10 protein-coding genes are annotated in these 11,724 nt (G+C 44.3%); 8 read left to right on the top strand and 2 right to left on the bottom strand.

What is annotated here, in order from left to right; genetic code table 11:
- Positions 1-220: 220 nt before the first annotated feature.
- Positions 221-1,303, top strand: a complete 1,083-nt coding sequence (locus AC27KL_RS21260) for a hypothetical protein (protein WP_487170966.1) — start codon at positions 221-223, stop codon at positions 1,301-1,303.
- Between the two features lie 37 nt (positions 1,304-1,340).
- On the opposite strand, the gene AC27KL_RS21255 is transcribed toward AC27KL_RS21260, so the two are convergent.
- Both AC27KL_RS21255 and AC27KL_RS21250 read right to left on the bottom strand, forming a co-directional pair.
- Positions 1,341-1,664 carry a BC1872 family protein gene (locus AC27KL_RS21255; RefSeq protein WP_487170965.1) on the bottom strand — a complete coding sequence of 108 codons (324 nt, stop codon included), beginning with the start codon at positions 1,662-1,664 and terminating at the stop codon, positions 1,341-1,343.
- A 569-nt stretch (positions 1,665-2,233) separates the two neighbouring features.
- Positions 2,234-2,575, bottom strand: a complete 342-nt coding sequence (locus AC27KL_RS21250) for a helix-turn-helix domain-containing protein (protein ID WP_487170979.1) — start codon at positions 2,573-2,575, stop codon at positions 2,234-2,236.
- Positions 2,576-2,776: 201 nt separating this feature from the next.
- On the opposite strand from AC27KL_RS21250, the gene AC27KL_RS21245 reads away from it, so the two are divergent.
- From AC27KL_RS21245 to AC27KL_RS21215, 7 genes are all read left to right on the top strand, one after another.
- The gene (locus tag AC27KL_RS21245) at positions 2,777-3,268 is read left to right on the top strand and encodes a hypothetical protein (protein ID WP_487170964.1); all 492 of its coding nucleotides are present in this window, start codon (positions 2,777-2,779) and stop codon (positions 3,266-3,268) included.
- A gap of 759 nt (positions 3,269-4,027) precedes the next feature.
- The gene (locus AC27KL_RS21240) at positions 4,028-5,755 is read left to right on the top strand and encodes a sensor histidine kinase (protein ID WP_487170963.1); all 1,728 of its coding nucleotides are present in this window, start codon (positions 4,028-4,030) and stop codon (positions 5,753-5,755) included.
- Positions 5,733-7,343 (top strand): response regulator transcription factor, encoded by a 1,611-nt coding sequence (locus tag AC27KL_RS21235; protein WP_487170962.1) that lies wholly within the window; start codon positions 5,733-5,735, stop codon positions 7,341-7,343. Before AC27KL_RS21240 ends, AC27KL_RS21235 begins: the two co-directional genes overlap by 23 nt.
- Positions 7,344-7,446: 103 nt before the next feature.
- Positions 7,447-8,379, top strand: a complete 933-nt coding sequence (locus tag AC27KL_RS21230) for an ABC transporter permease (protein WP_310860671.1) — start codon at positions 7,447-7,449, stop codon at positions 8,377-8,379.
- 17 nt (positions 8,380-8,396) lie between these two features.
- Positions 8,397-9,281, top strand: a complete 885-nt coding sequence (locus AC27KL_RS21225) for a carbohydrate ABC transporter permease (RefSeq protein WP_487170961.1) — start codon at positions 8,397-8,399, stop codon at positions 9,279-9,281.
- 43 nt (positions 9,282-9,324) lie between these two features.
- Positions 9,325-10,860: an ABC transporter substrate-binding protein gene (locus AC27KL_RS21220; protein ID WP_487170960.1), complete on the top strand. Its 1,536-nt coding sequence runs from the start codon at positions 9,325-9,327 to the stop codon at positions 10,858-10,860.
- A 6-nt stretch (positions 10,861-10,866) separates the two neighbouring features.
- Positions 10,867-11,682, top strand: coding sequence for a sugar phosphate isomerase/epimerase family protein (locus AC27KL_RS21215; RefSeq protein WP_487170959.1), 816 nt, complete (start codon positions 10,867-10,869; stop codon positions 11,680-11,682).
- Positions 11,683-11,724: the final 42 nt, after the last annotated feature.

The raw sequence follows: 11,724 nt of genomic DNA, 5'->3' as shown, positions 1-11,724 counted from the left end.
GTGACTTCCTCCATCCTTGAGGTTTTTGGGTTTGGTCACTTGAAAACTTCTCCAAGTTGGGGTGAAGTCCCTTTTTTATGTCCGAAAATCCTTACGGCTCAAGGCCTCAGATTACTGCAAAACGCTCGAAACTAAGAAAAATCAATCAGATGTAGAAATAAGAAAAATTAAGAGTGAGATAAACAAAATAAGAGTTCAGCAAAAAAATGCTCAAAACCGTATGGAATTTATCCAGGATAGTGAGTTATTTGATTCAGTATTTTTCCAAATTGACAGTGCTGATAATAAAAAGTATGAATTACTGCGTGAAGAAATAAACCAAATTGAAAAAATTATAAAAACCAAAAAGATGATCGAAAGATCTAATAGCGAGTTAAAGGTACTGACTGATTCGGGGGGGACCAATAAAGTTGAGTCGATAGCAGGTCTTATAAAAAGAAGAGAGAGATTGGAACGAGCTGAAACACGAATTGAAAGAATTTTGAATAAAAAAGGTTTATTAAAGGAAGAACTTAAAAAGCAATATGAAAGACTATATAAAAATGTCACAGCTATCCCAGAGAAACTCTCTCTTTCTGAGTTGGAGGAACCTATCGAGAACCTTCTCAAGCTAACCCTTGGGAAGCGGGCGTCTCTTCAAGATAAATTAAATTACTTGACATCATTTAAACAATCCGTCGATCAAAATACAAAAGTGGCAATTGATGTACAGGCTCTTGAAAAGAAAAAGAAAGAAATTGATACAAAAATGGAAGAGTATCAAAAGAAAATAGGTCCCTTACAACAATTAATTAATAATGTCGGTGAGCTTTTGGGGAATTCAGCAATGGACTTCTTAAATACTCCACAATCTGCAATACAAAAATATTATCGCTATTTAAACCCGCTCCCGACATCTAAACCTGTACGATTTGAAGGAAGTGATCTTAATTTAAAGATTATGGTTCCAACAAGTAGTGATGATAATGGAAGTATATCAAATGCTCAGCACACTTTAAGCTCGGGTCAGTTAAATGTTCTCGCTATGGCAATTTTCCTTGCAATCAATGAGTCGCAGAGAGTTAGTAAGTTGGATTTTGTTGCGATAGATGATCCAATTCAAAACATGGACGATGTTAATCAATTTTCAATCTGCGATGTATTAGGTGGATTACGGAAGCAACTGGTCTTTTCTACTCATGATATTAATTTTGTAAAATTATTTGTTAAGAAGAATGAGTATCAACAGGAAGATATCCAGCTTTACATACTTGAAAGTCCTCATTTAACAAATAGTAAAGTTAGGCGAGTTACTTTTAACTGATATTAAAAAGGGGATGCAATAATGTTGCATTTCCTTTTTAATTTTCGATTCCGCGAGCCTTAAGAGCTGCTAAACAAATTGACTCCATTAAATTTTCGGAGAGGGAACGGTTATTGTTTGCATCGATAATTGTTCTATATTTTGTAGGAAACATTTTAGTAATTTGGTAGGAGTTGAATTGCCCAAGTATAATAAAAGCTAAAGAGTCATCGGAGGAAAAACGAGGAAGTTCAAATGGTCCTTCTTCGACGCCTACACTATTTATCTTGTACCAACCGATTTCTTGTTTGTTCCATCCCATGACCTTCTCTGCGACTAACTGATCACGTTCATCCTCATCCATTTCAAACCATTTTTTCAAAACAATCAATCCTTTGAGAAATTTAAAACTATCCTATTCAAGATAAAACGTGGATATTCTTAAAAGTCGGTTTGAAAGTACTGAGAAACAGATGGTAATCCATTGACCAAACAAAGGGTTTTTGAAAGGGGTGCTAGGGGATGCTATAGCGAGATCTTGGTTGAATGTGATAATTGATGCTGTAAGTGAGTTGGTGTATTGAACATATACTTCCTATAGCTTATGTATTTAAACCCTGTACAATTCGGAAGGAAGGAATTTTCCCTTTGATCAAGCACTAATCTCAGCAAAAAACGAACTGTATCCTCCAATCTATTTATTGTATCCTGACATCCTACTTATCGAGTCAAGCTAAACCTCCATAAAATTCATTCAAAGATGCCTCGTAGGATAGATCTATTTTCAGCCTTAAAAAAAGCCAAGGACTCCTGTTATTACATAAACTTTCAGCTTCCATTAATGGCACTTTTATCCCCTCTTGTAGTCCAAACCAAGACGTAAAAAGGACAGGAAAAGCTGTTATCTCTGTTCATTTAAAGAGCTGATTAGAGCTCTCTTTGTGTCAAGTATCACTTATTATTAAAAATCGCTTTAAGCACATTCTTTACCATAGCGATTTGCTGGGGATTTTGTTGTTCGAGCATATGCATTATTTCTTGAAGATCAGCTTCTGATTCTTCATTGATCCCTACACTGGTATAGGTGAAGAGTTGAGATATATCTATCTCTAATGCTTCAGCAATCTTCGCAAGATTTAACAGAGCTACGTTTTTTTCTCCTCGCTCGATTTGTCCGATATAAGAAAAGTGAAATCCACCTTTTTCTCCAAGGGCTTCTTGTGTTAATCCTTTTTCTTTTCTCAAATCACGTAAACGGGCACCTATTCGAAGAAGTATCTCTTTATCCGTCATCATTCCACACCTCACTACTAAAAGTGTAGATAAAATCACAACCGCTATACACCAGCGATTAAATATCATAGATGATATCTATAGATATTAATTTTGTGTATAATGGTAAATATAAGTATTTCCACGATCCATGGATTCATAACAGTCGAGGCAATGTTTTCAGTATGAGTCGTACAAATACTAAAGCGGGAGCTGAAGCATGTGAATCATTCAACCTCCATCGACAAAGCCAGAGATAGTAGGAATAAGCCGTTAAAAATCCAGGAACGAAGTTTTGCTCAAGCCAAAGGCATGATCAAAATGCAACATCTCGCACAGATCCACATGAACTCTGCCGCGCGGATGATGCATCCCACCTCTGCACATGTCTGCATCTTGTTTAGTGACCGTGCTCTCGAGTACATGCTTAAGGCATTGTATATGAAGAAGAATAACTGCATGTTTCCTCCGCCTTCATTTACGATTCAGGATATCTTCCAGTTAACGGTGCAGGACTCTGTCGCGGATTTGGATAGGGTATTGTTCATGTGCACCATCCATTTTCTGGCCGGCTGCAATGACATTTCCTTCTTGCAAAATGTAACCTCCTCGCAGCTTCAGAAACTGCTGAACCAAGTGGACAATGTGCTGCTTGACCTGTCAGCCAGAGTCGGCTCTCCCCCTTCCGAGTCGTATCGCTCTATTTTTCACTAATTAAAATGCAAGCTAGTCAGTGAAACCGATCAAGAGGGAGTCGTCGTCTGCGTGTTTGATTTTAGGGAAGAGCGGCATTTTCGACAGGGCCACGGAAATCACAGAACTCAAATGGTAACAGAAGAGGATTTGCAAAAAGGGCGGAAAGAAAGACGTGCGGGTGCTGTTAGATGGAGCTGGATCATGAGTCGGGGGATTTGGCGAAGAGTGTGCTAGGAATTCGTAGAAGGTAGTAAGAACGAACGGTTGGGCATTGGAAGAAATATAGGATCGCTAATGAATCCGTTTTCATGGGGTGTTATAATTTGGATGGCACATACACACCTTGAGTGGGCGCACTCCTCCTTGAAGGAGGTGATGCGATGAACGTTTCGTTTGGTGAGGCGATAACCTTCGGGATCTTCTTGTTGGCATTGCTGACTTACATCGATAAACGAAAAACCCCACTCTTAAGGTTCGCGCCTAAGTGGGTTACTTCCAGGTCATTTTTGATCTTAGAGGAGAAATTCCCGCTCTAGATGTTTGTACCGGGGAGCAGCAGGGCGGCTGCTCCTTATTTTTATTCTTATCTTAACATACCCATTTTTAGTCCCCAATAAAAATTGGGTAGTAGGTTGGTGCTGCCGAGTCCGAAAAGGAGGGATATGATGATCGCTGAAATCCAACACAAAATCTAATGAACTGAAGTTTTGGTATCGTCATGCGGTGCCACATCCCGATTCCGAATACCGAGCATTCGCCTAAGGAGGTCAATGAAGGATGAAATTCATACATCGGCTATCAAGCAAGTCGATTCGATTCAAGTTGATTGCGGGCTTTCTTCTATTTGTCATCCCCCTGCAGCTTCTGCTTATTTTCGATAACTACTATGCGATGAAAGTCGTTCGCGAGCAAGTGGCCAACTCCAACCGGCATTTGGCAGCCTTATACATGGATCAAATCGACCGAAATCTGGAGGAGATCGATAAGTATTTGCGGACCATGGTCGCTTTTGAGAACGATTTGATTGTGCTGGACAGGCCTGCTGACGTGAATATGGATGAATATTTTTTGGCGAAGATCAATCTGTTCAATAAATTGGAAAGGGATATTCATACATACAAAGAGATGGATTATCTATTCGTTTATTCCTCCGTCAATGAAGAGCTCATCACGAATCAGCCGCCCGAGGCGACGATGGCTGAACTGAAAATGATCCGGCAAGGGATGATTCGGATGCTTCAGGAGAGGAAGGGCCAGCAGAAGCAGGCATTCGAGAAATGGTTTCCTTACAACATGAATGAAGAGTACTACATCGTGAAAATACAAAAGATCGGGAATGTGTATGTCGGGGGATGGGTGAAGGCATCGAAGCTGATGATCCCGCTCAGCTTGCTGGACGAAAGGCCGGAAGGGAAATCAGTGCTTGTCACGGAAACGCTCAAACCGATGAGCGGAAATGCACCAATCGATAATGACGATGATTATTTGCAGGTCAGCACCCATTCCAAGCAGGGGAAATTTTCTCTGTTGTTTTTGATTCCCTACAGCGTCATCCTGGAACGTCTCCCGCTTCTCCAGCGCCTTTGGTACCTGCTGATTCTGGGAGCCCTCATTATTCTTCCTATTTTTTATATCTTCCTGCGGCATATTATCCTGCTCCCGATCAACCGGATCGTAAAAGTCATGAGACGGGTACGCGACGGAAATTTGGAGCAGCGGGTCGAGCCGTACCCCGTTTCCTATGAATTCGAACTGATGAATGATGTATTTAACAGCATGGTTTCGGAGATCAAGGCCTTAAAAATCACGGTCTATGAAGAGCAGCTGCTCATCCAGAAAGCAGAGCTCAAACATCTGCAGCTGCAAATCAATCCGCACTTTTTTTTGAATGCGCTGAATACCATCTACAACCTTGCCCAATTCCAAAACTATCAACTGATCCAGGACATGTCGGAGCATTTGATCAACTACATGAGATTTATGTTTCAGAACAACCTGAAGTTCGTCACGCTGGAAGAAGAAATCGCCCATACCCGCAACTACTTGCAGATCCAGGCGCTGAGGTTCGAGGATGCGTTTACTTATCAGATTAACAGCGACGAATCGCTTTCCCAAGCCTTAATACCTCCGCTCATGATACAGACCTTCGCAGAGAACACGATAAAGCATGCGGTTACGATGGATGATCCGATCCGGTTAAACGTAGATATAAAGCTTAGCGGGGATAAGGAGCCCTATCTATGCATCTTGATTCAAGACACGGGTAAAGGATTCTCTGAAAAAGCGTTAAGTGAATGGCAATCGGAAGACGAATCAGCCCATGGTGACACCGGGCATATTGGCATATGGAATTCCAGGCGTCGATTACGGTTGATTTACCAAGACAGGGCAAAGTTGATCCTATCCAATCACCCGGACGGGGGAGCGAGGGTTGAGGTTTGGCTCCCGTTCCAGCTGGGAGATCCATCGGAGGAGGGATGGCATGTATCAATTGCTGATCGTTGACGACGAGATCCATGCGGTGAGGGCCGTACAAGCTGCAGTGGATTGGTCAGAGCTGTCGATCTCCCGTATCCATGTGGCCCATAATATCAAGCAGGCCATGGGGATATTTGGCGAACATCCGATTGACATTATGATTTGTGATATCGAGATGCCCCAAGGCAGCGGGATTGAATTGTTGTCATGGGTGAGGGAGCGGCATCTGCTAACGGAATCCATATTTTTGACATGCCATTCGAACTTTGCCTATGCGAAGGACGCGATTCAACTCGGAAGCCTTGATTATATACTGAAGCCCGTCAAGATGAATGAGCTGCGAGCCGTCGTTCTGAAAGGCGTAGAGAAAGTGAATGAAAAAAGGGAGCAGCACATCAGCAAAGCAGAAAGCCAATATTACGCCAAGCTATGGCATACGAACCGGTCCATCTTAATGGAGCGGTTCTGGCAGGATGTGCTGGACCAGCGGGATGCAAGCCCGAAGCGGATAGGGGATATTCTGCAAAGCAGAAACCTTCCCATCCGGGAGACGGATTCCTTCCTGCCGATTTTGATTTTTGTTCAGCGCTGGGCGGAGAAGCTGAATCCCCAAGACCGTAAGCTTATGGAATATGCGCTTATGAATGCTGCGGACCATATGATTCTGCGCGGAGAGGAACAGGGCCAGTTGGTACGGATCACCAGCGATATGTTTGTGGCGATCCTGCCTGCCGGGACACGGGCAGAAGACCACACGAAGAATATGGAGCGGATGTGCAAAACTTACATTGAGTCATGCAACCGGTATTTCCGCTGCGATATTTCGTGTTATGTGGGTGAGCAGGGGATGCTCCATGAGATGGCGGCCCGCTATCACCGCTTGATCTGCATGAAGGAAAGTAACCTAAACCGGAATAATCACGTTTTTTTCGTGAGCGAGGGCATCAACACCGCGCCATCCGTCGCTGTCATCCAAATGAACGTCTGGTTAAAAATGCTGGAGCAAGGCGCATATGACGCCGTTTATTCCGAATCGGAACGTTATTTGAACTCGCTGAAGGATGTCGTTGGATTGAATGTAGAGGTTCTGCGGCAATTTCTACAGAAATTCCTGCAAATGCTCTATTCCTTTATCCAGTACAAAGAATGGCAAGCCTATGAGGTTCTGGGGGAAGCGATAGCTACGGAGCAGCTGTCCCGGGCTGTACGTTCTGTGACCGATCTGCAGACCTGGGTGAAGTATGCGCTGGACCAGACCACTCAGTTTTGTTATGGAGCCGAGGATACGAAGCCGCTAATGGAAAGGATCAAAGCCTTTATCAAGGAGCATGTGGATCAGGCGATTTCAAGAGAGGATATTGCCAGACATGTCAATTTGCATCCGGATTATTTGTCGAGGCGGTTCAAAAAAGAGACAGGCAAGTCCATTGTGGAATTTATTGTGGAAGAGCGAATTTCCATGGCCAAGGAGCTGCTCGTAACAACCCAGATGTCTGTAAGTGAAATTGCATTATGTGTGGGTTACTCGAATTTTTCGTATTTCTCCAAGATCTTTAAGCAAGAGGTAAAGATGAATCCACAACAGTATCGCAAATCCCGCAGGTCAGAATTGTAATATTATGAGGTCAGTATCGTGGTGGTTCGGCCGGAGCGCTCTTAGCTACAATGGAGCCAGTCAATGAAACAACAATACGCTGACGGAAAGGAGGATCACCACCATGTCTTCGCGGGTAAGAGGCATGAGCTTAAAGAAGCTAAAGAAGTACAAAATGCTGTATCTTATGCTGATCCCAGGAGTCGTCTATTTGCTCATTAACAATTACGCCCCCATGTTCGGCATCGTGATTGCCTTTAAGGACGTTAACTTCGCCAAGGGGATTTTGAACAGCGATTGGGTCGGGCTCAAAAACTTTGAGTATTTGTTCAAAACAGAAGACGCCTACATTATTACGAGGAATACCATTTTGTACAACCTGGTGTTTATTGCCCTGAATCTGGTTGTAGCCGTGGCACTCGCCGTATTATTGTACGAATTGAAAAACCGTTTCTTACCCCGGCTTTATCAAAGCATCATATTGCTTCCGTATTTAATTTCTTCCGTTATTATCGGTTACCTTGTTTATTCGCTGCTCAGTATGGAAACGGGACTTATTAACAATACGATTCTCCCGCTTCTGGGACGGGACGGTGTCATGTGGTACAACGATCCCAAGTATTGGCCCTACATTTTAACCCTGGTCAAAATATGGAGTACAGCAGGGTACTTGAGTATCGTTTATTTTGCGGCCGTCGTCGGTATTGATCACGAGTATTATGAAGCGGCGACGCTGGATGGCGCCAATAAACTGCAGCAAATTTTCAAAATCACCATTCCTCTCATCACGCCCGTTATTATTATCATGACCCTGCTTCAGATCGGCCGTATTTTTTATTCCGACTTTGGCCTATTCTATCAGGTCCCGCTTGACTCGGGCGTACTGATGCCCACCACCAATGTGATCGATACTTACGTATACCGGGCCCTGATCAAAAACGGAGACATCGGCATGTCGTCAGCTGCAGGGGTATACCAGTCCATCGTTGGATTTATCATCATTCTCATTTCTAACTATGTCGTTAAAAAAATCAACCCTGACAATTCACTGTTCTAAAAAAGGAGTGAGATCACATGATGCCCAGGAAAACGGAGCAGTGGGTTATTAATATCGTTTTTATCGCCATCTCATCCCTTTGCCTGATTCCCTTCATCCTGCTTGTCGCATCATCCGTTTCGAGCGAGGCTTCGATTATCCGGAACGGCTACACGTTGTTTCCGACGGAATTCAGCCTGGAGAGCTACCGTTATTTATTGAAGGAACCGGCTATGCTGATCCGGGCCTATGGAATATCGATATTCATAACCGTCATCGGGACCATTGCGAGTTTGATCGTGATGACGTTACTGGCTTATCCGATCTCAAGAAGAGATATGCCGCTGCGAAATGCAGTTTCTTTCTTTATCTTCTTCACGATGCTCTTTAATGGGGGACTTGTTCCAACCTACTTAATGTATACCAACGTGTTCCACATTAAAAATACGCTGTTTGCCCTCTTGATTCCCGGATTACTTGTAAGCGCATTCTTTGTAATTCTGATCCGGACCTTTTTCACCATGAATATTCCGAACGAAGTGATCGAGTCCGCCTATATGGATGGTGCGAGCGAATTCAAAATTTTTGCCCGAATCGTTCTTCCATTGTCTACTCCCGTATTGGGCGCAGTTGGCTTGTTCCAATTGATCAATTACTGGAATGACTGGTTCAACGGGCTCATCTATATCACAGACAGCAAGCTGTACAGTATCCAAGTGCTGCTCAATACGATTCTGTTGAATGCGCAATACTTGGCCAGCAACACGAATTTTGTGGAAGACATGGTCGCGGCCGATGACATACCTAATCATGGTTTGAAAATGGCGATTGCCGCCATCGGCGTGATCCCCATTCTGGTGACCTACCCGTTCTTTCAAAAATATTTTGCCAAGGGACTTACCGTTGGTGCAGTCAAAGGCTAAAGCAGTCATGGATCTCAAATGATTATCAATAGGAGGGGCATATATGCGTAACAGGGCAGGTAAGATGTTATTGATCATGACATTGTTGACTTTGCTGTTGGCAGGCTGCGGCAAAGAATCGAACACGAATACGAAGGATGCGGTTGCGGGAGAGGAGGGTGCCGCCGTAACCGGTGACGGGAAGCTGCCGCCATATGAGGTAAAGCTTGTCTTTTATGGACCGGCTCAGAAGGATTTGGAACTCGTTGAAAAAGAGATGAGCAAAATTACGCTCGAAAAAATCAATGCGACCGTGAAACTGGAACGAATTGAACCGGCAGCCTGGGATCAGCAAACCATTCTTATGCTCACCGGAAATGAACAAGTCGATTTAATTGTGACGGGAGGCACGGACTTTTCAAGACAAGTCGCGCAAGGGCAGCTGCTGCCGCTGGATGATCTGCTTCAAAAGCATGGTCAAGACATCACGAAAGCCTTCCAGCCGGAAATACTCGAAGCTACCAAAGTTGACGGCAAAATCTATGCCATTCCAAGCATCAGGGATTTTGCCTCGAATACCACCGTGATGATGCGCAAGGACCTGCTCGATAAATATCATCTCGATGCTAGCAAGGTGAAGACGCTGGACGATTTGGACCCGATTCTGGAGACCATTCACAAGAACGAGCCGAATATTACACCGCTAGGCAAGCCAGGAGCCTCAGCTTCGATCGTGGATCGTGTTCTGGAAAATAGCTGGGACATTCTGGGGGACTACATTGGCGTTTTGGACAATTTGGATGAACTCAAGGTCGTGAATTTATTCGAAACCCCGGAGTACGAGAAGCTGATAAAAACAGCCAGACGTTGGTATGAAGCGGGTTATATCAGCAAAGATGCGGCGACGAGTAAGGAAACGGCGGTCGATTTAATCAAGGCGAACGTCGGTTTCGGAGTCATTCAAAAAGGCAAGCCAGGTGTGCTGGCGCAGACGGAACAACGTGTTGGTACGAAGCTTGAGATGATCAATCTGGGCAAGCAAATCACAAGCACAACCAATATTACGGCGATTATGCTCGGCATTCCGGCCAATTCCAAAGATCCGGAACGTGCCATGATGTTCTTGAACCTGCTGAACTCGGATCGGGATCTGATCAACCTGATCGACTGGGGGATTGAGGGCAAGCACTACGTGAAGGTCGGCGAAAAGCAAATTGATTTCCCGCCTGGCGTCAATGCGACAAACAGCGGTTACAACATGCGCCAAGGATGGATGTTTGGCAATCAGCTTCTGTCCCATACTTGGGTCACAGACAATCCGGATCTGTGGGAGGAGATGGATCAATACAATCGGGAATCCAAAAAATCTGCAGCCCTCGGTTTCACCTACAACCCGTCGCCGGTGAAAACCGAATTGGCAGCGATTACAAACGTCGTTCGTCAATTCCAAAGCGGCCTGGAGAATGGTGCTCTGGATCCGGAAGTCAATCTGCCTAAATTCAATGCTGCACTTCGTGCCGCCGGCATTGACAAGGTGATAGCAGAGAAGCAGAAGCAACTAGATGAATGGGCGGCAAAAAACAATAAGACAGGGAGTTGAGCTGAAGTGAAGATATCGATTGGAGGATATTCGTTTCAAAACACATTTGTACAAGGTAAAATGGACGTTTTTGGCTATCTGGAAACGGTAAAATACCGTTACGGTCTGAACGTTGTCGATCTGTATAACGGTTTCTTTGTGGATAAAAGCGGGCCTGTATGGGAATTGGCGGATGATGACTATCTTCGCAAAATTCGCGAAGCCTTGGATGAGAAAGAATTGACCGTCGTTAACTTCGCTGTTGATACGGCTTCCTTATGGGATCAAGACGAAGAGAGACGCGAGCTGCAATATCAAAATGCGTTAAAGCATTTGCGTGCAGCAGAAATACTAGGTGCTCAGACGGTACGAATCGACACAGGCGGCTCGTATTCGAATGATCCCAATGGGGATTTCTTCGATATGAGTCAGGAACAATTTGAACATATCGTACAAAGATATCAGGAGTATTGCCGGATTGCTGCTGATTTTGGCAGTAAGGTTGGCCCGGAGAATCATATGGGGCCGTCGCTTAATCCTCATTTTCTGAAGCAGATCGCAAAGGCCGTGAATCATCCGAATTTCGGTGTTCTGCTGCATGTAGACCGCTGGAAGGTTGACCCTGAACTTGGAGATTCGATGATCGCGCCGTGGGCATGCCATGTCCATTTTGGAGGCAATACGCTGGCTGCGGAAGATCGGGCGATTCGAATTGCCCAAACGCTGCATGACAGCGGATTTAAAGAATATTGGGCTATTGAACATAATGCGCCGGATAACCAATATGTGGAGGTTGGGTGGGCCGTTGCCGCCATGAAAAAAGTATTGTCGAAGGTAAATTAACAAGTAAGAATAGCTTTCGAAAAATTAGGGCCTAAAGGAGCG

The organism is Paenibacillus sp. YAE3 (genome assembly GCF_057546105.1).
The sequence above is the reverse complement of the archived record's forward strand: the minus strand, read 5'-3'. Positions and strand labels throughout refer to the sequence as shown.

Excerpts from the sequence above, each read along its gene's own strand:
- AC27KL_RS21240 (WP_487170963.1), top strand. The coding sequence starts at position 4,028 with ATGAAATTCATACATCGGCTATCAAGCAAGTCGATTCGATTCAAGTTG.
- AC27KL_RS21250 (WP_487170979.1), bottom strand. The coding sequence starts at position 2,575 with ATGACGGATAAAGAGATACTTCTTCGAATAGGTGCCCGTTTACGTGAT.
- AC27KL_RS21235 (WP_487170962.1), top strand. The coding sequence starts at position 5,733 with ATGTATCAATTGCTGATCGTTGACGACGAGATCCATGCGGTGAGGGCC.
- AC27KL_RS21220 (WP_487170960.1), top strand. The coding sequence starts at position 9,325 with ATGCGTAACAGGGCAGGTAAGATGTTATTGATCATGACATTGTTGACT.
- AC27KL_RS21260 (WP_487170966.1), top strand. The coding sequence starts at position 221 with ATGGAATTTATCCAGGATAGTGAGTTATTTGATTCAGTATTTTTCCAA.
- AC27KL_RS21225 (WP_487170961.1), top strand. The coding sequence starts at position 8,397 with ATGATGCCCAGGAAAACGGAGCAGTGGGTTATTAATATCGTTTTTATC.
- AC27KL_RS21230 (WP_310860671.1), top strand. The coding sequence starts at position 7,447 with ATGTCTTCGCGGGTAAGAGGCATGAGCTTAAAGAAGCTAAAGAAGTAC.